At 70.5% G+C, this 24,217-nt stretch carries 25 protein-coding genes and 2 pseudogenes; 11 read left to right on the top strand and 16 right to left on the bottom strand.

All coding sequences use genetic code 11. The annotated features are described in order from the left end of the window. The first annotated feature begins 212 nt into the window (after positions 1-212). From dacB to ACF088_RS09035, 3 genes are all read left to right on the top strand, one after another. Positions 213-1,844, top strand: coding sequence for a D-alanyl-D-alanine carboxypeptidase/D-alanyl-D-alanine-endopeptidase (dacB, locus tag ACF088_RS09045; protein ID WP_392374733.1), 1,632 nt, complete (start codon positions 213-215; stop codon positions 1,842-1,844). A 96-nt stretch (positions 1,845-1,940) separates the two neighbouring features. Further along, positions 1,941-2,387, top strand: coding sequence for an RrF2 family transcriptional regulator (locus ACF088_RS09040; protein ID WP_392374732.1), 447 nt, complete (start codon positions 1,941-1,943; stop codon positions 2,385-2,387). A 230-nt stretch (positions 2,388-2,617) separates the two neighbouring features. Then, complete coding sequence (locus ACF088_RS09035) at positions 2,618-3,877, top strand: globin domain-containing protein (protein WP_392374731.1); 1,260 nt, start codon at positions 2,618-2,620, stop codon at positions 3,875-3,877. Between the two features lie 81 nt (positions 3,878-3,958). Here ACF088_RS09035 and ACF088_RS09030 read toward each other — a convergent pair whose 3' ends face one another. Beyond that, complete coding sequence (locus ACF088_RS09030) at positions 3,959-4,096, bottom strand: hypothetical protein (RefSeq protein ID WP_392374730.1); 138 nt, start codon at positions 4,094-4,096, stop codon at positions 3,959-3,961. Between ACF088_RS09030 and ACF088_RS09025 the strand changes: the two genes are divergently transcribed. Next, complete coding sequence (locus tag ACF088_RS09025) at positions 4,095-4,232, top strand: hypothetical protein (RefSeq protein ID WP_392375026.1); 138 nt, start codon at positions 4,095-4,097, stop codon at positions 4,230-4,232. The genes ACF088_RS09030 and ACF088_RS09025 overlap by 2 nt on opposite strands. Positions 4,233-4,344: 112 nt before the next feature. Here ACF088_RS09025 and ACF088_RS09020 read toward each other — a convergent pair. Continuing rightward, a pseudogene (locus ACF088_RS09020) lies at positions 4,345-4,506 on the bottom strand (GNAT family N-acetyltransferase); the annotation flags it as partial. A 192-nt stretch (positions 4,507-4,698) separates the two neighbouring features. Here ACF088_RS09020 and ACF088_RS09015 point away from each other — a divergent pair. Next, a complete protein-coding gene (locus tag ACF088_RS09015; RefSeq protein ID WP_392374729.1) occupies positions 4,699-5,127 on the top strand; it encodes a DUF6086 family protein in 429 nt (142 codons plus the stop codon). A gap of 441 nt (positions 5,128-5,568) precedes the next feature. Here ACF088_RS09015 and ACF088_RS09010 read toward each other — a convergent pair whose 3' ends face one another. Continuing rightward, positions 5,569-6,006 carry a protein-tyrosine phosphatase family protein gene (locus ACF088_RS09010; RefSeq protein ID WP_392374728.1) on the bottom strand — a complete coding sequence of 146 codons (438 nt, stop codon included), beginning with the start codon at positions 6,004-6,006 and terminating at the stop codon, positions 5,569-5,571. 147 nt (positions 6,007-6,153) lie between these two features. Here ACF088_RS09010 and ACF088_RS09005 point away from each other — a divergent pair, with 147 nt between their 5' ends. After that, complete coding sequence (locus ACF088_RS09005) at positions 6,154-6,687, top strand: GNAT family N-acetyltransferase (RefSeq protein ID WP_392374727.1); 534 nt, start codon at positions 6,154-6,156, stop codon at positions 6,685-6,687. Positions 6,688-7,447: 760 nt separating this feature from the next. Here ACF088_RS09005 and ACF088_RS09000 read toward each other — a convergent pair. The 3 genes and pseudogenes from ACF088_RS09000 to ACF088_RS08990 form a co-directional block, all read right to left on the bottom strand. Further along, positions 7,448-8,081, bottom strand: a pseudogene (locus ACF088_RS09000) (chloramphenicol phosphotransferase CPT family protein). A 214-nt stretch (positions 8,082-8,295) separates the two neighbouring features. Further along, positions 8,296-9,285 (bottom strand): ornithine cyclodeaminase family protein, encoded by a 990-nt coding sequence (locus tag ACF088_RS08995; protein ID WP_392374726.1) that lies wholly within the window; start codon positions 9,283-9,285, stop codon positions 8,296-8,298. Between the two features lie 135 nt (positions 9,286-9,420). Then, positions 9,421-10,038 (bottom strand): hypothetical protein, encoded by a 618-nt coding sequence (locus tag ACF088_RS08990; RefSeq protein WP_392374725.1) that lies wholly within the window; start codon positions 10,036-10,038, stop codon positions 9,421-9,423. Positions 10,039-10,709: 671 nt separating this feature from the next. Between ACF088_RS08990 and ACF088_RS08985 the strand changes: the two genes are divergently transcribed. Continuing rightward, positions 10,710-10,967, top strand: coding sequence for a WhiB family transcriptional regulator (locus ACF088_RS08985; protein ID WP_392374724.1), 258 nt, complete (start codon positions 10,710-10,712; stop codon positions 10,965-10,967). A 218-nt stretch (positions 10,968-11,185) separates the two neighbouring features. Continuing rightward, on the top strand, positions 11,186-11,845 hold the full coding sequence (locus ACF088_RS08980; protein ID WP_392374723.1) for an NADPH-dependent FMN reductase: 660 nt from the start codon (positions 11,186-11,188) through the stop codon (positions 11,843-11,845). Between the two features lie 193 nt (positions 11,846-12,038). Here the strand turns inward: ACF088_RS08980 and ACF088_RS08975 are convergent, their stop codons facing one another. The 7 genes from ACF088_RS08975 to ACF088_RS08945 form a co-directional block, all read right to left on the bottom strand. Next, on the bottom strand, positions 12,039-12,269 hold the full coding sequence (locus ACF088_RS08975) for a hypothetical protein (protein ID WP_392374722.1): 231 nt from the start codon (positions 12,267-12,269) through the stop codon (positions 12,039-12,041). Further along, the gene (locus ACF088_RS08970; protein WP_392374721.1) at positions 12,266-12,670 is read right to left on the bottom strand and encodes a hypothetical protein; all 405 of its coding nucleotides are present in this window, start codon (positions 12,668-12,670) and stop codon (positions 12,266-12,268) included. The genes ACF088_RS08975 and ACF088_RS08970 overlap by 4 nt, the downstream gene beginning before the upstream one ends. A gap of 52 nt (positions 12,671-12,722) precedes the next feature. Then, positions 12,723-14,216 carry a sensor histidine kinase gene (locus tag ACF088_RS08965; RefSeq protein WP_392374720.1) on the bottom strand — a complete coding sequence of 498 codons (1,494 nt, stop codon included), beginning with the start codon at positions 14,214-14,216 and terminating at the stop codon, positions 12,723-12,725. Continuing rightward, a complete protein-coding gene (locus ACF088_RS08960) occupies positions 14,213-14,923 on the bottom strand; it encodes a response regulator transcription factor (RefSeq protein ID WP_392374719.1) in 711 nt (236 codons plus the stop codon). Before ACF088_RS08960 ends, ACF088_RS08965 begins: the two co-directional genes overlap by 4 nt. Positions 14,924-15,041: 118 nt before the next feature. Next, a complete protein-coding gene (locus ACF088_RS08955) occupies positions 15,042-17,291 on the bottom strand; it encodes a xanthine dehydrogenase family protein molybdopterin-binding subunit (protein ID WP_392374718.1) in 2,250 nt (749 codons plus the stop codon). After that, positions 17,288-18,286, bottom strand: coding sequence for an FAD binding domain-containing protein (locus tag ACF088_RS08950; RefSeq protein ID WP_392374717.1), 999 nt, complete (start codon positions 18,284-18,286; stop codon positions 17,288-17,290). Before ACF088_RS08950 ends, ACF088_RS08955 begins: the two co-directional genes overlap by 4 nt. 1 nt (position 18,287) lies before the next feature. Further along, positions 18,288-18,824: a (2Fe-2S)-binding protein gene (locus ACF088_RS08945; protein WP_392374716.1), complete on the bottom strand. Its 537-nt coding sequence runs from the start codon at positions 18,822-18,824 to the stop codon at positions 18,288-18,290. A gap of 178 nt (positions 18,825-19,002) precedes the next feature. Between ACF088_RS08945 and ACF088_RS08940 the strand changes: the two genes are divergently transcribed. From ACF088_RS08940 to ACF088_RS08930, 3 genes are all read left to right on the top strand, one after another. Further along, positions 19,003-19,461: an RrF2 family transcriptional regulator gene (locus ACF088_RS08940; RefSeq protein WP_392374715.1), complete on the top strand. Its 459-nt coding sequence runs from the start codon at positions 19,003-19,005 to the stop codon at positions 19,459-19,461. Positions 19,462-19,749: 288 nt separating this feature from the next. Next, complete coding sequence (locus ACF088_RS08935; RefSeq protein WP_392375004.1) at positions 19,750-21,027, top strand: acyl-CoA dehydrogenase; 1,278 nt, start codon at positions 19,750-19,752, stop codon at positions 21,025-21,027. Positions 21,028-21,222: 195 nt separating this feature from the next. Further along, positions 21,223-21,732, top strand: coding sequence for a hypothetical protein (locus tag ACF088_RS08930; protein ID WP_392375003.1), 510 nt, complete (start codon positions 21,223-21,225; stop codon positions 21,730-21,732). A gap of 136 nt (positions 21,733-21,868) precedes the next feature. On the opposite strand, the gene tgmB is transcribed toward ACF088_RS08930, so the two are convergent. The 3 genes from tgmB to ACF088_RS08915 form a co-directional block, all read right to left on the bottom strand. Then, positions 21,869-22,798, bottom strand: coding sequence for an ATP-grasp ribosomal peptide maturase (gene tgmB / locus ACF088_RS08925; RefSeq protein WP_392374714.1), 930 nt, complete (start codon positions 22,796-22,798; stop codon positions 21,869-21,871). A 6-nt stretch (positions 22,799-22,804) separates the two neighbouring features. Beyond that, the gene (gene tgmA, locus ACF088_RS08920) at positions 22,805-22,996 is read right to left on the bottom strand and encodes a putative ATP-grasp-modified RiPP (protein ID WP_030079154.1); all 192 of its coding nucleotides are present in this window, start codon (positions 22,994-22,996) and stop codon (positions 22,805-22,807) included. A 422-nt stretch (positions 22,997-23,418) separates the two neighbouring features. Next, positions 23,419-24,132 carry an alpha/beta fold hydrolase gene (locus tag ACF088_RS08915; RefSeq protein WP_392375001.1) on the bottom strand — a complete coding sequence of 238 codons (714 nt, stop codon included), beginning with the start codon at positions 24,130-24,132 and terminating at the stop codon, positions 23,419-23,421. Positions 24,133-24,217: the final 85 nt, after the last annotated feature.

The raw sequence follows: 24,217 nt of genomic DNA, 5'->3' as shown, positions 1-24,217 counted from the left end.
GCGGCTCTCCTCGCCTGTGACGGGCCTGACGGGCCTGACGGATCTGACGGGCTTGAAGGGTCTGACGGGCTTGAAGGGTCTGACGGGCCGGTGTGCTGGAGCGTCCGGGGGACCCTGGCCGACGCCTGCGTCCCCCTGGTGACGGTGAGCAGTACCTTCAGGGGGATATAGCGGTAGAAACGCGACAGATCAACACCATCGGTGGAGTCTGCATGCCCCCCTCCGTCACCCCTCGGACCTCCCGCAGGAGCATCGCCAGACCCCTGGGCGTTCTGCTGGCCGTCGGCATCGCCATCACCGGTCTCGTCCAGGTCGCCCCCTCCCCCTCCCCCTCCCCCTCCCCCTCCCCCACGCCCCACGCACTCGACCCGCGGATCACTTCGATCATGCGGAAACCGGACTACCGGTATGCCCGGTGGGGGCTGTTCCAGCGGAACCCGGAGACCGGCAAGCTGACGCAGTCCCGCTACGCCGACCAGTTCTTCATCCCCGGGTCAACGGCCAAACTCTTCAGCGTCAGCGGCACCTGGCACACCCTGGGCGGCGACCACCGCTTCGTCACGCCGGTCCACGCCGTCGGGCAGCGCCGCAACACGACGCTCAAGGGCAATCTGTACTTGGTCGCACAGGGCGACCTGACCCTCGGCGGCCGGACGCGCAAGAACGGTACCGTCGCCTTCACCGCCGTCGACCACACTTACGCCAACGCTGTCCCGGGGGCCACCCTCACCCCACAGGATCCGCTGGCCGGCATCGACCAACTGGCCCGGCAGGTACGCCATTCGGGGATCCGCCGGGTCGACGGCGACGTGGCCATCGACGCGCGCCTGTTCCGGCCGGATCCCGCCCTCGCCCCGACCCCCACACCACTGATCATCAATGACAACGTCATCGATCTGCTGACCTCCCCCGGTGCCGAAGCGGGCACCCCGGCCGGCCTGGACTGGCGCCCGAAGGTCGCGCCCTACCACGTCACGTCCTCCGTCCGCACCGTCGCGGCGGGCAAACCGGCCGACATCACCGTGAGCAGCTCCACCGACGGCACCCGGATCCGGCTGTCCGGCACCATCGCCGCCGGATCGGCTCCCGTCCTCCGGGTGTCCGCCATCAAGGATCCGAACGCCTTCGGCCGGACCGCGCTGATCGAGGCACTGAAACGGGCCGGGGTCGAGGTCCGCGCAAAAGCGATCGGGCCCAACCCGGCCGGGCACGTGCCCAAGTCCTACCAGGGCGTGCCAACGGTGGCCCGGTACACCTCGCCCGTGTACGCCGAGTACGCCAAGCTCATCCTCAAGGTGAGCCACAACCTCGGGGCGAACCTCGGGATCTGCCTGATGGCCACCGGCACGGGAAGCACCCACTGCGAGGACGGCTTCCCCGTACTGGCCACATTCCTGGACCGTGCACGGGTGGAACGCAAGGCCGTGCAGCTCGCCGACGGCCGCGGCGGCAACCCGGCCGACCGGACCACACCACGCGCCCTCGCCCAGATCCTGACGTTCTGGCAACACACCGCCGAGGCACGGCGCTTCCGCACCTCGCTACCGGTCCTGGGCGTCGACGGGACCCTGGCGGATTCCTGCCGCAGCTGCCCGTCACGCGGCAAGGTCTTCGCCAAGACCGGCACCGCGGCCGGCGGTGACGCCCTCAACGACCGGCTGGCCGTGGGCGCGGAGACCGCGGCCGGCTACCTGGAGACGCGCCCGGGCCACTTCGATGTGTTCTTCGCCGGAGTGAACGGCGCCTCGACCCCCAACGCCGCCATCAACGGCGTCCTGGCCATCGGCAACGATGTGGCCGATGTCGCCGCCCACCTCCAGCAGCAGGCCTCCGGCCACCACTGAACGTCGGTTCCGCCCGCCGACCGGGACACGGCGCTCTTCCCGCACCGACCGACCCCAAGATAAATTGGCATACTGGATGCCCTATAAACTGCAGGGGTGCGACTCACCAAGAGCACCGACATCGCCCTGCGTATCGCCATGCGCCTCGCGGTACTCGGCGATACGGACGATGCGCCCACCACCCGCGAGGTGGCGAGCGCCGTCGAAGTGCCCTACACCCACGCCGCCAAGGTGGTGAGCAAGCTCCAGCACCTCGGCGCGGTGGAGGCACGACGCGGACGAGGCGGAGGGCTGACGCTGACAGCCACCGGACGTACGGGCTCACTGGGGCGGCTAGTGCGCGAACTGGAGGGGGTCGATGACGTCGTGGGCTGCGAGGACGACCCACCGTGCCCGTTGCGCGGCGGCTGCCGCCTGCGCCTCGCACTACGGACGGCACAGGAAGCGTTCTACGCCTCGCTCGATCCGCTCTCGATCGCCGACCTGACCGAAACCCCGACCGGCCCGCTCCTGCTCAGCCTGACCCCACGCCCCACGGACTGAGTACGTCGGCGCGGACCAGGACACCCGGTCGCCCCGCACCCACCGCACGGCGGACCCACCCCGCCACACCCCGCACACGCACGTCGCCGCACTCCACCCCACCTCACCCCCACGCCCCGTACCTCACCCACCCCACCCCAGCATAAAAATACGAATCCAATATGCAAGTTTTACAGGCTTCATCCCCCCTCCCCTCCCCCTCTCCTCCCCCCAAGAGTCCGGAGTTGTCGATGCTGTCGCCGAAGTCCACCGAGACCGTACGCGCCACCCTCCCCGCCGTCAGCGAAGCCCTCGGCGAGATCACGACGCTCTTCTACGAGAAGCTCTTCACCGCCCACCCCGAGTGGCAGCGCCACCTCTTCCACCGCGGCAACCAGGCCAACGGCGTTCAGCAGCAGGCTCTCGCCGGCGCCGTCGCCGCGTTCGCGCGCCGTCTCCTCGACCATCCGGATGCCATGCTCACGCGTATCGCACACAAACACGCCTCTCTCGGGGTGCGTCCGGACCAGTACCCGATCGTGCGGGAACACCTCTTCGCGGCCATCGCCGAGGTGCTCGGCGATGGGGTGACCGACGAGGTGGTACGGGCCTGGGACGAGGTGTACTGGCTGATGGCCCATGCCCTGATCGCCGTCGAGAAGCGGCTCTTGACCGAGGCGGGCGTCCCCGACGGCGGGGTGTGGCGTCCCTACCGCGTGGCCGCCCGCATCGAGGAGACCGACGAGGTCGCGACCTTCATCCTGCGGCCGGCCGATGGCGCGCCCGTTCCTCCGTCCCGCCCCGGCCAGTATGTCTCCGTACAGGTGCAACTCCCGGACGGCGCACGGCAGATACGCCAGTACAGCTTGTCCGGGCAGCCGGACAACGGGCTGCAGATCTCCGTGAAGCGGGCGGTGGGCGCCAGACGGCCCGGCGCCCCGTCCGACGACCCCGCGGGCGAGGTCTCCGGGTATCTGCACGCGCACGTCCACGGCGGCGAGACCCTGCACCTGAGCCCGCCATTCGGTGACGTGGTGCTCGGTGACGACGACGGCCAGGGGCCCCTGCTCTTCGCCTCCGCGGGCATCGGTTGTACGCCGATGATCGGCATGCTCTCGCACCTCGCGGCCACCGGCTCCCGACGCCGTATCATCGCCGCCCACGCCGACCGGTCACCGGCCACCCATCCCTTCCGTACGGATCTCCACCGGCTCACCGGCAAGCTCACCGACGCGACAGCGGACCTCTGGTACGAAGAGGGCCTCCGATTCGGGGACGGGCTGCCGAACGGGGAAGAGCGAGCGGAGCAGCAGGCAGGCGGTACGACGGACCCGGTGACCGTGCGCACCGGGCTGATGGATCTGACACAGATCACCATTCCGGCCGGCACCACCGCTTACCTCTGCGGGCCGGTGCCCTTCATGAAGAATGTCCGCGCCCAGCTCCTGGCGTCCGGCGTCCCGGCCTCGCGCCTGCACTACGAGGTCTTCGGCCCGGATCTCGGGCTCTGAGCGCCAAACACCTCCGACCTGGTCAGATGCGCTCCGGGCGAAGCGTCGAATGCTGCCGTTCGGCCATGCTCCGGCCGGGGATCACAAGACCAGCCTGACCCTTGTATCGATCAGCTGCGGTACACGGTCCTCTGCCACGCAGCGCAGCGCTTCTCGGACTGCCAGGGCTCCGAGGCGGACGAACACCAGCTCGCAGGTGTCGACAGGGTGCCAGGACATGGCGCGCACGATGACCCGGGCGTTCACCGGGGCGCCTCGGCGGGCTTCGGGGGTCGTCGGTGTCCGTGGCGGACAGTTCCCGCAGCACGCCCTGGGCCAGGAAGTCCTCGAACTCCGGGGGTGCTGGTTCGGGTGAGGCGGGGCAGGCGAACTCGATGGACGAGGCGACCGCTGCGGGCAGTGGCTTCGCCGTCCGGTCGCGCGATGGCCCAGATCGCGCTCAGCTCGGCTCGCCACCGCTCGTGCATGCGGTCAATCCGTCGGCGTGCGTCTTCCGGCGTCTCGACCAGCAGGCGGTTCCACTGGCGAACCCCGGGATCCTGGCCGGCGGTCACCAAGACGTCGGCGTCGGAGAGGCGCCAGGGACGCAGCTCCAGACCGTCGGGAAGGCCGAACACCGGCTGGTTCATGTTGGCCATCCGGCCTGCGGGAACGACTGCTGGCACGGGCGAGCTGGAGATCATCTCGTCATCCTGCCGCAATCGTCACTCGCGAACCCGTCACTCCGTGTCCCGACCAGCAACCCGGAGAACCATACGGTCACAGCACCAGCCAGGAACGCCTGATTACGCTGTCACCATGACCAGCAGAGAGGCGTCCCGGTGAGCCAGTACTACGACATGGGCGACCAGACCCTGTGGAACCCGTCCAACGGCGTCTCTCGGCTGTTCCTGCGCCAAGTCGCTCTCTATGAAGCCGAACTGGCTCTGTCATCCGGCGTCGGACCGATGGATGCCGACGAGTGTCAGATCGACCCCAGCGATTTCACAGCGTTCGTCGATGCACTGCTGGCGCGACACCGCAATACCGGCCATGGCGTCATGATCGCCCTGTCCGAAGGGTTCGTCGCCACGGTGCTGGTCCTCGCGCAGAGGGCCGGCATCGAGGTCGGCTGGAAGGCGGGCAAGTGCACCACGGGCGACGACTTCAGGGACGTCCAGGTACCAGCACCTCCGGCTCCCGATCAGGAGGTATGGGCAGCCGCCCTGCGCCAGAAGGCACGCGAGCTCGACCGCTTCATGGTCCGCTGAGCCGCGTCCACAGGGCCCCGGGAAGTCATCAGAAACGATGCCATCGAGCCTGCCCGCGATCGCCGTTGTGTGGCACGACGCCGGCGGTGGTGCATGCGGCCGCCGGCTCAACTCTCGCCGCCGGCTGTGCAGGCCGACCCCACGACTTGACCTCAACTTCGGTTGAGGTCGGATGATCGGTCTCCACCCCTGGGAGGCGCGACACATGCTTTCTCGATCACGGACGGCACCCAAGGACGGCTGGGACCACCACATGCCGGCTACCTGAGGGGCGTTCATGTGCACGATCCGCAGCACTATCAACTACTCGGGAGCGTGCAGGGGCCGCGTCACCGTGTCGTCGACCAGCCCCTGTGAGATTCGGGCCATGGAAGACCGTCGCCGATGGTCGCTGCCGCCCCCGCGGGGCCGTGGCGACGCGTCCGGCTCGGCGGGCTCCCGCTACGCGTCGTCTGCGAAGCTCAGTACGAAGCGTCGTTGCCATGGGGTTTCCACGGCGCGGTGGTCGTAGTGGCGGCGGACGTAGGCGACGGCTCGGTCCGCCGGCACCCCGTCAAGAACAGCCATACATGCCAGTGCTGTTCCCGTCCGCCCGCATCCGCCGCCGCAGGCCACCTCGACGCGTTCGTTCGGTGCCCGGGTCAGCGCCTCCTTGAACACGAGACGAGCCTGGCGGCGGTCCTTGGGCAGCCGGAAATCAGGCCAGCGCAGCCACCGGGCGTCCCACTCGGCCGGTGGAGGCTGCTTGCCGAGGAGATAGATCGCGAAGGTGGGCGTGAGTCCTGCGGGAAGGGGGTGGCGCAGGCCCCGGCCACGCACCAGGGCGCCTGAAGGAAAGCGTAGGACTCCTGGGTCCGATGCGCTCCAGTGCTCGGTCATACGCGCACCCTATCGACCGATGGCCGTGCGGGCCGTACATGGGTGAGCGGTGACAACTCACCTTATGGCGGGAGAGGTTGGCGGTGGTGGCGGCCGGTGCGTGGGCCGGCGTTGCCTGCGGCCGGCACGGACAGCATGATGCGGAGAATGACAACGAAACCGACTTCAGTGTCGCCCGCCGTGGTCCGGCTGGCGCGGTATGCGACTACGGAACTGAAGGAGATCGTCGGGGACGACGATGACCCCTTCGGCGTTTCCGAGGCCGGGCTGGCCTGGCTGCCCAAACAGGAGCACTTCGGCATCCGATGGGACGGCCGCCTCGTGGCGCACACGGGTCTGGTGAGGCTTCCCCTTTCGGCCGGCCAGGTCGAGACACAGGTGGTGGGCTTCGGCGGGGTGGTCGTCGCTCCTGACCTTCGGGGACACGGGCTGGCACGGCTGGTTGTCACCTCCGCTCTGGAACACGCCCGCACGATGGGGCCGCAGTACGGACTCCTCTTCTGCCGGCCGCACCTCGTCTCCCTCTACCGACGCCTCGGCTGGCGGACGCTGCAGGAGGACGTCCAGGTCGACCAGCCGGACGGGCCCGTGGTCATGCCGCTGCGGACCATGTGGGTGCCCCTGCGCGACGGGGCACAGTGGCCCGTGGGGCCGGTTCGTCTGCGGTCCCTCCCGATGTGATCGGCCCCCTGAGGTGACGGGCAACGCTGCTTCTCGCCACCGCCTCTTCCCCGTCAGCTCGGGGGCCCCACGAGAGTTCGGTTTTGTCCTTCGTCCGCGTGGCCGCTCGGCGCGTCGTTTGGACAGCCCCCGGGCCTCCGACACCGTGAGGACGTGCGCCCTCTACTCCTTCGCCTCGCCGCAGCGGCGGCCGTCCTCCTGGCCACCAGCAGCTGTGTGTCCCTTCCGGCCGGCGGACCGTTGCACGGTCCCGGTCGCGCACCGGGCGGACGCACGGTCGCTCCGGCCCGGCCGTCCCCGTTGCTACTGCCCACGCGCGGATCGTCGCATGAGCAGTTGGTGGAGGTGGCGTCCGTGGGGCGGAAGGCGAAACGGCCCTCGAAGATACACAAGGGAGATGCCGCTCCCCGGCATACCGTGCCGGGGAACCGACGGCAACGGCTCGTGGGACGGACCCTGCCCCACCCCGCTCACGCCGCGCCGCCGAGGCCACGTCCGGAGCCGGTACGAGCCGTGCCCCGGCATCGGCGCCCCCCGGCCCCGGCTCCGGTCCCGGCTCCGCGACAGCTCCCGCGGACCTCGCGGCCTCGGCCGACCATGGACGCCGGCGTGGTGTGCCGGATGGCGTCCGGTCACGTCCGTTCGGATCTTGTGCGGTTGTGCCACCGGACGTACGGACGCTGAAGTGGCGCGTGCGCCAGGGGAGGCCACCCGCCTCGTCCGGATCGCCGCAGCGCAGCCGCCGCCGTCGGGTTCCGGATCAACCAGCGGCCGGCAGCTCAGGGCGGAGCTTCGCCCTCAGCTGCTCGAAGGCGGTGGGGAGCGGTCGCTGCGGCAGGAAATCCCTGATCTGCCGCGCACATTTCTCCGCGTCGGCCGTGGCGGTGTCGCACTCGATGTCGTACAGACCATGGGCGTGGACCTGATCCAACTGGCGGGCCGCGAGGCCCACCGGACGGTCGCCTCGCTGGATCTCTCGGCGTTCCAGTTCCTGGAGCGGACAGCGCACACCGACCAGGACAACTTCCCTGGGGGGGAAACAGCTCAAGACAGTCCAGCAGACGCCATGGCTCGCTCAGCACATGGTCCACCACCACGTTGTTGCCGCCCGCAGCCATACCGGCGACCGCTCGATGGAAGCCCCTCCATGTGCGATGGAGGACGGCAGGCAGCTCTTCCGGGGACAGCTCGTTGCTTGACCTCATGGCGTGGAAGGCGTCCACGGGCAGATGGAAGTACGGCTCGTCCAGGGCCAGAAGCAGTTCCTTGGCAATACTCGACTTGCCGGAGCTCGATGTGCCGTTCAGGAAAATGATGCGTCCGTGAGGAAAGGTGTCCGCATCACCGTCACGCAGTAGGGCCGACGCGGCTGATTTTCTGGGCTCTTGGGGCATCTCGACTCCTTCGCTTCTCACCATCCGGCGTCTGCACTTCCCGGGTGGCTTCTGCGCATCATTCTCACGCCGGACCGGCCGTCCAGCCGGGCAGGCAGCGCGAGTCACTCCAACCGGATGTGGCCGGGCAGGCAGCGTGGGTCACTCCAACCGGATGTGGCCCGGCAGGCAGCGCGGGTCACTCCAGCCGGATGAGTGTGGGGCACTCCAGCCGTCAGTCCAGCCGGATGTCCGTCCCTGCCGACTGTTTACGGGCCGCGGCGACGACAAGGGCTGCGGCCGCCGCGTCCTGCACTGCCACTCCGACGGATTTGTAGAGGGTGATCTGGTCCGGTGAGGAGCGGCCCGGTTTGCTGCCTGCGAGGAGTTCACCCAGCTCGGCGTGCACCTGTGCTTCCGTGATGACGCCCTCGCGAAGAGGGATCAGCAGGTCGTTGCTGCCCGCGGGGAAGGGCGCCAGCGCCGCCTGCCGTGACTCGACGCATACCAGTGCTTCGGCCACCGTGGCGTCGTCGATCTCGCGGCCCTCCGGGTTGAATCCCACCGAGGTCACGTGCACGCCCGGGGTCAGCCAGGGGCGGCGGATCACGGGGGCGACGGAGTGGGTGGTCGCGGCGGCGATCTCCGCACCATCGAGGGCCTCGGCGTAGGTGGCGCTCGCCTCGGTGGGGATGCCGAGTGTGGATGACAGGAGGCCGGCCAGGGCGACCGCCTTCGCCTGGTCGCGGCCCGCCACACGGATGTGCCGGATCGGGCGGACCCGGCACATCGCCTCGGCATGCGACCGGGCCTGCGCTCCGGTGCCCAGGACCGCCAGCACCGAGGCGTCCTCGCGAGCCAGCAGGCGTGCCGAGAGCGCCGAACAGGCAGCGGTCCGCGCCGCGGTGATGGCCGTGCCGTCCAGCAGGGCTGCCGGTTCTCCGGTGTGCGGATCGAAGACGGCGATCAGTGCCTGGTGGGTCGGCACGGGGGTGCCCCCGTTGTGCGGGAAGACGGAGACCAGCTTGCTCATGAGCACCCCGGCCGACGGTACAAAGCCCGGCATGGCTGCCAAGAATCCGTCCCGTTCCGGCACCAGGGCGGCGACGCGGTCCGGCGAGGAAGCGCGGCCGGCGCTCAGGTCCGTCATCGCCGACGCCAGGGCGTCGATCAGCGAATCCAGGTCGAGCAGTGCCTCGACCTGCGAACGCCCAAGTACCAGCATCCGTTTCAACCTCCTGATCACAGCGGTAGGGCCGACGTTACGCCGAGCCGTGGCGGCGACCGTCGCCCCCTGCGTGTTTCGTTCGGTGAACGATCCGCGGGTGGTCCTGGGAAGCGCCGCAAGGGCGAGTGCGCCCTACCAGCCGGTCAGGTCCACAAGGAGATCGCAGTGCGGATCGTCCGGGGCCGGCTGGTGGGGCTCCTCCTCGATGAGGGAGGGGAGTGAGGAGATCAGCGCGGTGAGCATGTCGGTCAGGCGGATGTCGGCGCCGATGAGGCCGGTGTGGCCGGGAGGCTGCACGTACAGGCGCATCCGGCTGTCGCCTTTCCACAGGAAGCCGATCAGGAAAGGGTCCTCGTCGTCGCCGGGGTCGGACAGGGCGCGCAGCACGCTGAGCGCCTGGGCCCGTTCGGGCTCGGGGTCGGGGTCGGGGGTGATCTTCTCCGGGTGGAGGCGGATGAGGGTCATCCCCATGGCGTCGCCGACGTCGTCGCTGCTGTAGATCTGGGTCCCGGTGAGGGCGGTGCGCAGGATGCCGGGGAGGTAGGCGGGGGCCACGGTGTCGTGGGGGATCTCGTAGAGGATGGTCTGGTCGTCTCTGGCGTGGACGGCGATCCGTACGGCGCCGGGGGCGGGCAGGACGCCGCGCAGGCAGCAGCCTTCGGCGATGGGTGCGTTCAGGTAGTCCAGCAGCAGGCGGCTGATGGTCGCCTGCTGCTGCCGGTCTTCGGGGTGGGTCACTGGTTCATCCATGTGGGGCGCTCGTTGTCGGGCCGGTTGCGGCAGAAGGCGTTCACGACGCCGGTCTTTGTGTCCCTTGCCTGCGTCGTACTTCTTGTCCTTGGTGGAGCGGTGTAACGGACGACGACGGTGATGCGGACCTGCCGGGGCTTCCGCCGGTCTTGAGAGCGCCGCCGTCGTATTCCGGGCGCCGCCCCTGGTCGTCGTTACGGTCGTCGTTACCGTCGGCATTGCGGACGACGTTGCCGTGCGACGTTGCCGTGGATGGCGCCGCTGAGGATCGTACAGACGCGGATGTTGTGGCGGTAGGTGAAGTGGTTCCAGGCGAGAGGGGGTGCCCACCGCCATCGGGCCGCGCAGTGCACTCGCGCCACCCTGCGCGGTGGAGGAGTGTCACGGCGAGGCGCGGGTAGGCGGCGCGACAGCCGTAACAACGGTCGTTGTGCCGCGCCGGACCGGATTGCCCGTTGGCGATGTCCCATGGCAATGGCGAGGGCGATGGGTGAGGGCGGCGCATTGTGGACACAGGAGCGGGCACACGAGGACAACGGGAACAACAAGGACAGCAAGACAGCAAGGACAACAAGGGGGCCGGGCATGGCAGTTGAGGAAATGCGCAGACAGCCCCGGCGCCTCGAAGTGAGGGACCCGACCGCGCTCGGCCGCGGAGAACGGAGGTAGCCATGGACTGGCGTCACGATGCGGTGTGCCGCGAAGTGGACCCGGAGATTTTCTTTCCCGTCGGCAACACCGGCCCCGCCCTCCTGCAGATCGAGGAGGCCAAGGTCGTGTGCCGCCGCTGCCCGGTGATGGGGCAGTGCCTGCAGTGGGCGCTCGAATCCCGTCAGGATGCGGGTGTCTGGGGCGGGATGAGCGAGGACGAGCGGCGCGCCATGCGGCGCCGGGCCGCCCGGAACCGGGCGCGCAGCGCCTCCGTGTAGGGGGCGCACGCGCCGACTTCGGCGTCGGCACCGGCACCGGCACCGGCACCGGGGTACCCACGGGATCGGCGCGTTCCGGTGACTGCGGCGCAGGTCGGGACATGGCGCGGTCGGTACCGGGTGCGCCGCTTGTGCGCCTGTACGCTTTCGTCACCCCCAGGCAGTGACCGTGTGTGCGGCAACGGGCACACGCTCTGCTGTGCCGGAAGGACGTCACCATGCCCACGAATGCGCACCCCGGACCGCTGCACGTCCTTGTTCTCGGCGCCGCGCTGCGGGCAGGGTCGACCAATGCCCGGCTGGCTTCCCTTGTCGGACGCATGATGACCGAGGCCGGCGCCGTGGTGGATCTCGCCACGATGCGGGAATTCGACATGCCGCTGTACGACGGTGATGTCGAGGCCGAAAGGGGCCTGCCGGACGGTGCTCTGGCGCTGCGTGACCGGCTGGAGCGCTGCGATGCCTTTGTGCTCGCCTCCCCCGAGTACAACGCTTCCCTGCCAGGGGTCGTGAAGAATGCGATCGACTGGGTCTCGCGGGTCCGGCCGCAGCCGTTCAAGACCAAACATGCGCTGCTGGTCTCCGCCTCCCCGTCCCTGGTCGGCGGCAACCGGGGGCTGTGGGCACTCAGGGTTCCGCTGGAGCATCTGGGCACCCGTGTCTACCCCGATATGTTCAGTCTTGCCTCGGCGCATCAGGGCTTCACCGAGGACGGACAGCTGACCGATCCCGCGCTGCAGGAGCGCCTGCGGGAGACCGTGACGGCCTTCCTCCATCTGGTCGAGGCCGATGCGCGCTATGTCTGTCTGCAACGCCGTTGGTACGAGTTCCCGGGCGACCGTACAGAGGCTCCCGTCACCCAGCGGGCGGAGGACTGAGCCGCCTCGCCCGAGCGCGCCGGGCCGGCACGCTCAGGCGAGGGACAAGGGGCGAAGGGCGAGAGACGAGGGGCGAGGAAGCGGCGGGATAGGGCGGCGCCCCGTGCGCGGGGCGCCGTCCCGGTGCGGTCCAGGGCCCGTCTTCACGCGAGGCCCGCCCTACGGGCGAACGACGGGACGTTGAAGACAAGCCCTAGCGGTCCGCGGCCGCGTCGGAGTCCGCGGCAGCCGCCGCGCTCTCGGCGCCGTCCAGCAGTTTGCGCATGTCCGCCAGGCCGGTGGGCGCGGGTGTGGGTGCGGAGGGCGAGGGTGTCGCGTGCGGGGCATCGCCCTCGGCACGCACCCCGTTTCCGCATCCGGCGACGAGCAGTCCGCACAGCAGGGTGGTCGCCGCGAGCACCCCGGCCTGTCCGGTCCGGGTCACGACGAGGTCGTGTTGCGGTGGGCCCCGCACCAGGTGGCGACCTTGGCGAGGTCCTTCTGCCGCTGCTGGAGCGTGGGGACCAGGGACTTGCGGTGGGCGAGCTTGTGGTTGAGGAAGGTCTCGATCTCGGTGTGCCCGGCGGCCTTCGCCTTCTCCACGCGCTGCTCCAGGCGGGCGACGGATCCACGGACCCCGGCCTTGCCCTGCAGACGGTGAAGTGCCCGGTGGAGGCGCTTCTCGATCTTCGGGGCGCGCTTGCACAGGGCCTGTGCGCCGTCTCCGGTACGGGTCTTGGCGGAGGCGGACGGTGCCGGGGTGCTGTCCGCGGCGGCGGTGCCCGCGACACCGAGCAGGGCTGTCGCGACAGCCACCGAAGAGAGGGCGATGCTCCGGGTACGCATGAAGGTCCTCCTCATGAGCGGGACGGGCACGGTGCCCGTCCACGAGGAGAAGCTAGGGATGTTCTTTGTGGAAACCTTGTGGGCGGTCCGCGGCGTCCGCCAGCCAGTCCCGGTGTGCCGGCAGTGCCGTGTGCTGAGGACGGTGGGCGGGTGCGGCGGGGAAGACGACCTCGAAGCGGGCTCCCCGGCCGCCGGGGCCGTCCAGCAGCCGCAGCCCCGCCCGGTGCAGGGCGGCCTGCTGGGCGACCAGGGTGAGACCGAGGCCGGAACCCGGGCTGTCCGGACGGCGCTGGAAACGCTGGAAGACCGCCTCCCGGCGCTGGTGCGGCACACCCGGGCCGCGGTCCTCGACACCGAGGACGACGCAGGGGGAGCCGCTGTCCTCACCGGTGTGGAGGGAGAGCGCGACATGGGCGCCGGCCTCGGCGGACCGGCCGTGGACCAGCGCGTTCGTCAGCAGGTTGTCCAGCATCGAACGCAGTCCGGGCTGCCATCCGTGGATCGTCAGCCCCGGGCTGCTGTGGACCACCACCTCTGCCCCGGGGTGCCGACGCCGGGCATCAGCGGCGGCCTCGTCGGCGAGATCGGCCATGTCGATGACGGCGAACGAGTCCGCCTCGACCAGATCGCCTTGGGCAAGTGCCCGCAACATCACCAAGAGGCCCAGCAGACGGGCGTGTTCATGCCGCAGATCGTCCACCGTCTCCGCTCGGTCGGCGGCATCGAGGTCCTGGAACGCCTCGAGGATGTCGAGGTTGGTCTGCATGCTCATCAGCGGTGTGCGCAGCTCGTGGGACGCGGCGGCGGAGAACGAGCGTGCCGAGGCCAGCGCCTCGGCGGTGCGGGCGGCTTGTTCGTCGTACCGGGTCAGGAAGGTCTGCAGCGTCCGGGCAAGGTCGTCGACCTCGGTGATGTGGGTCGGGGCGTGATCCAGCCGAGCGGCGCTGGTGTGCGGGTCGAGTCCGCCGGCCGCCTGTTGCAGACGCCGCAGCGGCCGGGCCGCGCGGGCGGCGAGCAGCCAGGCCGCGGCACCGGCCGGCGGGGCCGCGAGCAGCGCCACCATGATCACCCTCCGCCGCACCATCCCGAGCTGTGCCTCGCGCGCCGTGTCCGGGGAGAACAGCCACAGCATCCCGTGCACCCCGGTGCCGCCGTCGGTGACCGGCACGGCCAGCACCCGCCAGCTCCTGCCCTGTGACCGCACGGTGGACGGATGCCGTGTTCCCGCGGGCAGCGGAACCGAGGCGGCGGGTTGCGGGCCGTCCATGACAGTGGTGCCGGGGCCGGACAGCCGGACGCCGACGTCCAGGGCCGCGGTGAACAGCTTCCGCTGGCGGGCCTGTGCGGCGCGGGGCCGGTCGTGGGAGCTGGCGCGCAAGAGGCCGCGCGCCGCCACCGCCACGCTCTGCGCACGTTCGGCGAGACGCTGGTCCGCCTGGATGCGCAGATCCTTGCCCACCAGCTGCACCAGGAGCCAGCCGGACACCACCACCAGCAGCGGCACCACCATCCCGACGACCAGCGCGATCCGGGTGGACAGTCTCATCGCGCGGACCCGCTCTCGTCGTCCCGCAGCACAAAGCCGACGCCCCGGACCGTGTGCACGATCCGGCTCCGCCCGTCCGCTTCCAGCTTGCGCCGCAGATAGCTGACGAAGGTGTCCACCGCGTCGGTGCGCACCTCGAAGTCGTAGCCCCACACACGTTCCAGCAGCTGGTCGCGGGTCAGCACCTGCCCGGCGTTGCGGGCCAGGACGTCCAGCAGGGCGAACTCGCGTCGGGTCAGCTCCACCTCCCGGTCGTCGAGTCGTGCGCGGTGTGCCGCCGTGTCGAGCGCCAGACCGCCGACGCGTACGCCGTCGGTGGGGGCGGGCGGGCGGCGCCGCAGCAGCGCATGCAGGCGCAGTACCAGTTCGTCCAGGGCAAACGGTTTGACGAGGTAGTCGTCCCCGCCGGCTTGCAGTCCGGCGACCCGGTCGGTGACCTCGTCGAGCGCGGAGAGCATCAGCACGGGTAGGTCACTGCCGTTCTCCCGGAGCTGCCGGCAGACCGTGATGCCGTCGAGGTCGGGCATCGAGATATCGAGGACCATCACGTCCGGCGGCGCCTCGGCCATCCGCTCCAGCGCGGCCCGGCCGCCGTCCGCCAGCCCCACGGTGAAGCCGTTCAGCCGCAGCCCGCGGCCGAGCGACCGCCGGATCGCCGCGTCATCGTCCACCAGCAGGACCCGACCGGCACCGCTTTGTCCGTACATGCTTGCCTCCGTGACGACCGCCGCCTGACGAAATCATCCGTCACGGGCTCCGGGGCGGGCTCCGGGGGCCCGCAGCCACGGTCCGGGAGGCGGCCTGGCCGTCCTGGCGCGGCCGGCCCTACAGCAGGTGTTCGATCCTGATCGGCAGTTCCCGGGCTCGGTATCCGGTCGCGTGGAAGACGGCGTTGGCGATGGCTGCCGCGGCGCCGACCATGCCGATTTCTCCGAGGCCCTTGACGCCCAGCGGGTTCACGACCGTGTCCGGTACTTCCACGAACTCGATGTCGACGTCGGGGGCGTCGGCGTTGACCGGTACCAAGTACTCCCCCAGGCTTGCGTTCGCCCAGCGGCCGTCGCGGGTGTCGACCACCGTGCCCTCCAACAGCGCCTGGCCGATTCCCCAGAGCATGCCGCCCATGACCTGGCTGCGCGCGGTCCTGGCGTTGAGGATCCGGCCCGGGGCGAAGGCGCCGACCATCCGGCGTACCCGGACCACACCGAGGTCCGGATCGACGGCGACCTCGGCGAACTGCGCACCGAAGGTGGCGAGCCCGTACGGCAGGTCCGGGGGCGGCGGGCTCCAGCTGCCGAGGGCGTCCATATCGGTCATGAAGTGGCGTTGCATCAGGTCGCGGTAGGACTCACCGCTGCCGGGCCGGTCCGGTAGCTCCATCCGCCCGTCACGGACGACGACGGCGGCCGGGTCCGTCTGGTGCAGTGGGGAGCCGGGGTCGGCGATCGCCTGCTCGATCAGCTGGTCGCGGAGCGTGGTGGCCGCGGTGTGCACCGCGGCGCTGATCATGCCTGCACCTGCCGAGCCGACCGTCGCCGCGACGTTCGGCAGGTCGGTGTCGCCGTACTCGAAGCGGACCTTCTCCACGGAGATCCCCAGGCCGTCGGCGGCGACCTGGGTCATCGCGGTGGCCGATCCGGTACCGAACTCCTGCGTGCCGGCCTGCACCACGGCGAAGCCGTCGGCGTAGAGGCGGGCCCGGGCACGTTGCGGCTGCATGGGGAAGAACACCGGATATCCGGCGGTGGCCATGCCTTTGCCGATCAGCCAGTTGCCGTCCCGCTGGGAGCGGGGTTCGGGGTTGCGGGAGTGCCAGTCGAAGCGGGCCGCGCCGCGGCGGTAGCACTCCTCCGCGCCGTCGCTCGACCACGGATGGCCGGTCCGGGGGTCGGACTGGGCGTGGTTGCGCAGCCGGAGTTGCACCGGGTCGACGCCGATGCGGTGGGCGAGCTCGTCCATCAGGCATTCCATGGCGTACATGCCGGTGGTCTCGCCGGGCCCGCGGGTGAAGGTGGGTGTCATGGTGTTGCTGCGGATCAGCCGGTAGACGCCCTCGTAGTTGGGGCAGGCGTACGCCTGCGAGGCGATGCTGAGCGAGGGTTCGGCCCACTCGTCGAAGGGTGAGGTCAGCGAGAGCTTGTGGTGGCGCAGAGCGGTGAGCCGGCCCTCGTCCGTGGCGCCGAGTTCGATGCGCTGCTCCTGCTCCTCGCGGTGGCCGCAGGAGGTGAACATCTGCTCGCGGGTGAGTGCCAGCTTGACGGGGCGCCGCACATGGCGTGCGGCCATGGCGGCCAGGGTGACATGCGGCCAGATCATGGCCTTGCAGCCGAATCCCCCACCGACGAACGGCGCACGGACCCGCACGTTCGACGGGGGGATGCCCAGCAGCGCCGCCACGGTGCTCTGGCTTGCCACGATTCCCTGGGTGGCGTCGTAGAGGGTGAGCCGGTCGCCGTCCCAGACCGCTGTGGTGGCCGAGGGCTCGATGGGATTGTGATGGTTTGCCGCGAAGTGGTAGGTCGCATCGAGGCGTTGGGTCGCCGCCCGGAAACCGGCCTCGACGTCTCCGCGCACACTGCGTGCGGGGAGGAATCCCGCGAAGATCGCCTCGGGTTCATAAGCCTGGTCCCGGCCCTCTTCGAGGGTGGTGACCGAGGCGCTGCGCTCATAATCGACATGGACCTGCCGGGCCGCGAACCCGGCGCGTTCGTACGAGTCGGCGATCACCATGGCCACGGGCTGCCCGAAGTAGTGCACGGCATCGTCCTGCATCGGGAAGAAGCTCTCCCCGGGGGCGGCGTGACCGGCCAGCGACGGCAGCAGCTGGGGGCGGCCGGCGACTTTCGGCAGGTTCCGGTGCGTCAGTACGGCGAGCACACCGCCGGCGTTCTCCGCGGCGCCGGTGTCGATGCCGGTGACCCGGCCGCAGGCGGTGCGGGCCCCGACGAGGGCGGCATATACGGTGCCGGGCAGGGTGTACTCCGCTGCGTAGCGGCCGCTTCCGGTGACTTTGGCCCGGCCGTCGACGCGAGCGAGAGGCCGGCCGACGGCCCTGAGGGTGGCGCCCGTGGTCATACCGTCCCGCCTCCTTGCGCGGCAGCGGTCTGCAGGGCACGGACGACGGTCCGCCGGGCGAGTTCCGCCTTGAACGCGTTCATCGGGCGGGTGACGGCGGGGGCCAGCTCCGCGGCCGCGGCCCGTGCGAAGAGGTCCGCATCGGCGCGCCGCCCCACGAGGACGTCCTCGGCCCGGTGAGCGCGCCACGGCTTGGTCGCCACGCCGCCGAGGGCGAGCCGGGCCTCACGGATCACCCCGTCCTCCAGCGCCAGCGCCGCGGCTGCCGAGGCGAGGGCGAACTCGTAGGACTCGCGGTCGCGCACCTTGAGGTAGAGCGACCTGCGCGCCACGGCGGCCGGGGGCACCTCGATCGCGGTGATCAGTTCACCGGGCGTGAGGGGGTGCTCCCGCTCGGGTGTGTCCTCCGGGAGCAGGAAGAAGTCGTCGACCGGGATGCTGCGGGAGCCATGGGCTCCCTCCACGTGTACGACGGCGTCCAGGGCGACGAGCGCGACCGCCATGTCCGAGGGGTGGGTGGCAATGCAGTGGTCGCTGGTGCCGAGGATCGCGTGGCCGCGATGGGCCCCCTCCAGGGCGGAACAGCCGCTGCCCGGAACGCGCTTGTTGCATGCGGATTCGGGGTCCCGGTAGTAGGCGCACCGCACACGCTGCATCAGGTTTCCGCCCATGGAGGCCATGTTCCGCAGCTGGGCGGAGGCCCCGAGAAGCAGTGCCTGGGAGAGCATCGGGAAGCGCTGCACGACTGGCGGTGCCTCGGCCACCTCGCTCATCCGCGCCAGCGCGCCGATGAGCAGTCCCCCGTCGGCACGGTCCTCGATCCCGGCCAGCGGCAGTCGGTTGATGTCCACCAGCCGATGGGGGCGCAGCACATCGAGGCGGAGCAGGTCGACCTCCGTGGTGCCGCCCGCCAGGTAGGAGCTTCCGGGATCCCTCGTCACCGCCTGGACCGCACCGGTCACATCCGTCGCACGGGTGTAGCTGATGGCACGCACATCACTGTCCTGTCTTTTGGCCACGCACCTCGCGGATGGCGGAGCGGATATGGGGATAGGCCGCGCAGCGGCAGATGTTGCCGCTCATCCACTCGGCGATCTCGCTGTCGGAGCCGGCATGCCCCTCGTTGAGCACGGCGACGGCCGACATGATCTGGCCGGGGGTGCAGTACCCGCACTGGAAGGCGTCGTGTTCGAGGAAGGCGCGTTGCATCGGGTGCAGTTCATCGCCCTCGGCGAGGCCTTCGATGGTGGTCACGTCCCGGCCTTCGCAGGTGACGGCCAGCGTCAGACAGGCCAGCACTCTGCGCCCGTCGACCCAGACCGTGCACGCCCCGCAGGTTCCCTGGTCACAGCCCTTTTTGGAACCGGTGAGAGCCAGGTGTTCACGCAGCGCGTCCAGCAGGCTGACGCGGGGTTCCAGGTCCAGGACGCGGGAGACGCCGTTGACGACCAGGGCCATTTCCACGCTGTCGGGCCCTCGCGTTTCCCTGGCCGAGGACTCGGCGACGGACGTTGACGCGCCTTTGTGTGCCACGACACTCACCTCGGAGTCGGTGCCCTACGTCGAGCCTCCGTCCGGTCGTGCGGGCTCGCAACCGGACGAAGGGTGTGACGAAGGGGGTGGCGAAGGGTGTGACGAAAGGGGTTCCGGGGGGCGGGCGTGGGTGCACCCGGAGGTCCCGGACCGCGCCCCTTACGGGATAATGCGCAGCATGCGGATTTCAGCCAGAGCGGACTATGCCGTGCGGGCGGCGCTGCAACTCGCCGCTGCCCGGGACGCGGGGCCGCTCAAGGCGGAGGCCATTGCCCAAGCGCAGGACATTCCGCATAAATTCCTCGAAGGCATCCTGAACGACATGCGCCGGGGCGGACTCGTCCACAGCCAGCGCGGTGGCAACGGCGGCTACCGGCTGGCCAAGCCCGCGGAGGCGATCAGCATCGCGGATGTCATCCGCGTCGTGGACGGCCCGCTGGTGTCGGTACGCGGAGTCCGCCCACCGGAGTTGTCCTACACGGGACCCGCCGAGTCACTGCTGCCGCTGTGGATTGCGCTGCGGGCCAATGTCCGCCAGATCCTCGACGGCGTCTCTCTGGCCGATGTCGCCTCGGCGGAACTGCCGGACCCGGTATCCGCCCTGACCGAGGACCCGGCGTCCTGGGCCAACCCTTAGGGGCTCCCTCAGGACTCCCTCAGGGCTCCCTCAGGGCTCCCTTAAGGCTCCCTCAGGGCGCCTCCACACGAGGGTCCGGATGGCAAGACCGGCCTGTCCGCCCCTTGAACACCCCTTGATCCGCCCGCAGTCCGGAAGCATTCTATTCCCTATCAATCCAGTGGGAAAACTAGGGAAGCCGGGGTGGGAGAAGTGGGCGTGCGGACACCGGTACGTACCGATCCGCCGGCCGGCGGCCTGGTCTCCCCGCCCGCGCCGGAGACACCCGACAGGACGGTGAACGGCGCCATGCCGAAGAAATCCGCTGCACACCCCGCCTTCACGGAGGCCCGCCCCCTTGCCGATGAAGGGATCCGGCTCCGCGTCACCCGGGAGATCGCGGATGATCTCGCCGTCGACGCACTCAGCCGCGACCGTGCGGGCAAGCCTCCGTTCGACGAGGCCGCACGGCTGCGCGAAGCGGGTCTGCCCGCCCTCCTGACACCACCCGGTCCGGCCCGGCGCGGCACCGACTGGCGTACCGCCTGCGCGGTCATCCGGGAGATCGCGGCGGCCGACAGCTCCATCGGCGAACTGCTGGCCCGGCACTATGTGCTGTCGTGGAGCGCGCGGTTCTTCAGCACCCCGGAACGGGCCGACGGGCTCGAACTCCGGTCGGCGGCGGAGCAGTGGCTCTGGGGCGGCAGTACCGATATCCCGGACCTGGAGCCGACGGCGGGCCCCGACCTGACACTCACCCCGGTCGACGGCGGGTACGTCCTCCACGGGTGCAAGGCGCTCGCCGCGGGCGTCCAGGTCGCCGACCGGCTGATGCTCGGCGCGGTGTGCACCGCGAGCGGTGAGTCACTGATCGTATGCGTCGACCCGGCCCACCCGGGGGCGGTGGCCGATCCCGAGAACGACCGTCTCGGCCAGCGGCTCACGGGCGCCGGACGCATCGGCTTCGACGGTGTCCCCGTCCCCGCCGACCAGGTCCTCGGCGCCGTCCCCCACGATGAACACGCCATCTCCCCCTTCGCCACGCTCGCCCCGCTGGCGCTCCGGCTCGCCCTTGTCCACGTCAGCCTGGGGACCGCCGAAGGAGCACTCGCCGAGGCCCGGGACATCGACCGGGCCGCGTCGCGCTGCCGGCCGGCCACGGGTCCGGACGGCGGTGCGTACCCGGATGCGTACCCGGACCGGGCGGGTGCGGATCCCTACCTGCTGCTCGCCTACGGGGAGTTGGTGACCGCCGCCCACACCGCCGCGGCGGTGGTCGAATCGGCGACCGAGGCACTGGCGCGAGGTCTCCTCGCGGGGCAGGAACTCGGTGTGGACGAGCGCGCGGACATCGCGGTCCTCGTGGCCGCGGCCGAGGCCGTCACCAGCAGGTCGGCGATGGACATCACGACCCGCGTGCTGGAACTCACCCAGGGCGCCGACTCCCCTGCCCGGGTCCTGGGATTCGACAGGTTCTGGCGCAACGCTCGCCTCCTGACGGCGCAGGCCTCCCCCACCCACAGTCTCCGCGACATCGGCGACCACTATCTGAACGGTACGCATCCGGCCTTGACCTTGCGCGCCTGACGAAGCTGCCGCCGATCGGGCGGAGTCCGGGGTTCCGCGCGATACGCGGGACCCCGCCGTCGCGACAAGGGGCAATTCGCCCGGAACGGTCGGCGCAGCTTCGGACGTATCCGCGCCCCGGGCTGCTACATCTCGTGGGGGCCTCCCCGAGCGGGGGCAGCCCCGTCGGTCCTGTGAGGTGGCGCCGTGTCCGTGATGCGCAACGATTCCCTGCCGCCCGCCAGACGGGGGGAGCCCCTGCAGCGGTTGCTGTTCGGCGGGGTGTACGGCTCGGTGCTCGCCAGCGCGCTGGCGGCCGCGCTGGGCCATGAAGGCACCCCGGCGGATCCCGGGTACGACGCGTTGTGGGTGGCGCTGTCGGCGGTGGCGTCGGCCGCGGCGCACGGCTACGCCCACTCCATCGCGCACCGGACGGACGAGGACACCCAGGTCACCGCCGGCGCGGTGCGTTCGATGCTGACCGAATGGCCGCTGGTGGCCGCGATGGTGCCGACGATCGCGGTGCTGCTCGGCGCCCAGGCGAGGTGGTGGGGCGAAGCGAGCGCGATCGACGTCGCCCTGGGCTTCAATATGGTGGCGCTGTTCGGCTGGGGGGTGTGGGCGGCCCGGGTGGCGGGCCGGGGCTGGGCGGGGTCCTTCCGGGTCGGTGGCGTCGATGTGCTGATCGGGCTGTTCATCGTGGTGGCGAACGTCTTGAGCAAGTAGGGGACGGCGGTGGCCGCCCAGGGGCGGGCCGCCCTCGGACGCCGGCCCGCCGGGACCGCGAGGGCGAGGGGCAACGAGACGGCCTCGCCCCCGCCCTCGCGGCACCGCGGTCCCGCGGACGGCCGCCTCCGGGGAATCAGGGGAGGGGTTCCACCGCCAGCCAGGTGGCGATGGCCTGGGCAATGGGCTGGTCGGTCTCCAACTGGACGAAGCCGAACTGGCCGCCCTGGTTGCATTCGAGGAACCACCATGTCCCGTCCGGGTCTTCGGCGAAGTCAAAGGCGCCATAGGCAAGGTGGGCGGTGGTCATATAGGTGCTCACCGCCCGGTGGACGGAGTCCGGTACCTCGACAGGCTCCCAGGTGCCGTGCTGGGTGAAACGGCTGTCCACCTCGTCGGGATCGGCTTTCTTGCGGGCGGCGAAGAGTTCCTCGCCGACGCAGGTCAGCCGGATATCGGCCTCCTTATGGATGTGCTGCTGGAGCAGGGTGGGGCCCGCCGCGACCCCGCTGAAGTCCGCGTCCGGGCTGATGCGCGTGGTGGGCAGCACGAGTGGTGGGTCGCCGGGGTGCTTTCCGCTGACGGACTTCACCACGAGGTCCTGGTGGGCGGCGGCGAACTGCCGGGCGACCGCCGGGAATGTGGTGATCAGCGTGGGGGGCACGAGGAAACCGCTGCGATGGGCGATATGGAGCTGCCAGGGCTTGTTGCGTGCCTGCACGGACGCGACGGGGTGGTTCATCCAGCGCGCCGGGGTGCAGGAGAGCATGCCGTACAGCGCCTGCTCGGATTCCGCCGTGATCCAGGCGGACTGTTCCGGGGCGCGCGCCCCGGGGGTGCCGGGGCGGCGGACCCATACCGAGCGCAGGCTGCTGAGGCTCACCATGCGTGTGCCCGCTTTGAGATATCCGTGGAAGTCGTCCCCGGCGTACTCCGCCGATAGGGCGACCCTTCCGGGCAGGTCGGCGGGGTCGAGGCGGACGAGCGGGACACCGAGGTCCTGCAGCGTGGACACCACGATATCCGCCGTCAAGTCTTCCTCGCAGGTGAGGACCAGGACGGTCATCGGCGCTCAGTCGTCGAAGTGGGTCTTGGAACCGGCGGTGGAGGCGGTGGTGCCGGTTGCCAGCAGCACCGCCCGGCTACAGGTAGCCGGGCGCCCGTCCGGGAGGACGTTGAGTTGCCGCGTGGCGTCATAGCTATAAGGGGTGGTGGTCGGTGATTTCACCGCCGGACGGGCGTAGCTCAACGCAAACGGTCGCATACCTTCTCCTTCGAAGCCCGGTTTCTGAGCCCTTGGCACGGGGCACACTTCAAGGCCCCGTTTGATGACTCTGCACGGAAGACGCGACAATCTGGTCAGTAAGTTGCCTCATTTGCTCGTTTCCGGCGATCCTCTTGACGCAAATGCGACGATCACGTACTCGCCGGCCTTGCCAAGTACCGCCGTCGAGGCACGCCCTGACGGCCCGTTCGGGGAAGCGCGCACACCGATTGCCCACCCTGAAGAAGACTTCCCCACACGGGACTTGAGCACGCGGAAGGGCCCCGGCACGGCAATCCAGGAGGCGCGTAACCGCGCGCCGGATCGGGTGCACCTTCCCCTCCGTACCCGCCTCGTCTGCGACTGACGGGACGCGTGCAAAGAGGTGTGCCGTACGGGGCTGGTGTGCGGGATACGGGCCGCTACCCGGGAGGCGAACTCTCTGCGGCCGGCACCTGCAACGGCGCACCGTCCAGGATGGCAGTGACGAGCCTCACAGTCAGCCGGTGCCACTCACGGGCGCCGCGGAGCATGGTGTGGCCGCCGCGCGGCATGGCGACCGAGTGCGCCCGGGCCCCCGACTGCCGGGCGCGGTCGGCGAAGAGCCGGGAGCCCTCGGCGTCGGTGATCCGGTCGCGGTTGTCGTGCAGCAGGACGACGGTCCGGTCGCGCAGATGGGAGACGGGTTCCCCGGGCGGGCACCACGGCGCGAGCGCGACGATGCCGCGGACCGCCGGATGCCCGCCGGTGTGCAGGGCGGCCCGGCCGCCCATGGAGTGGCCGACGAGCACGACCGGGACGTCAGCGGCGAGCGCGGCCAGCTCGTCGAGCGCCCGGCGGGCGTCCTGGGCGGCGTCCGCCTGCGGGCCGTTCCAGCCGCGGCAGCGGTAGCGCACGGAGGCGAGCAGCAGCTTCCGCCCGCCCGGTGCCCGGGACATCGCGGATCCGAAGGGCCGCATCCGCAGTGCGGGAAGGTTGAGCCGCGGCGGCGGAGTGCGGCCGTCCGCCCGGCCCCCGTGCAGCAGCAGCACCGCGGCCCGTGGCGGATCCGGATGGCGATGGACGAGCAGCGGCCGGTGCGGGCCCCGGCGCCCGCCGCCGCTGCCGCCGTCGCCGCCGTCGCCGCCAGTGCCCATGCCCATGCCCATGCCCAGGTTCATACCGCTGTCATCGCCGTTGCCGTCGCCGTTGCCGTCGCCATCGCCGTCGCCGGGGTCCGTG

The sequence above is a fragment of the Streptomyces sp. NPDC015125 genome (assembly GCF_043080045.1).
Taxonomy (GTDB): Bacteria; Actinomycetota; Actinomycetes; order Streptomycetales; family Streptomycetaceae; genus Streptomyces.
The sequence above is the reverse complement of the archived record's forward strand: the minus strand, read 5'-3'. Positions and strand labels throughout refer to the sequence as shown.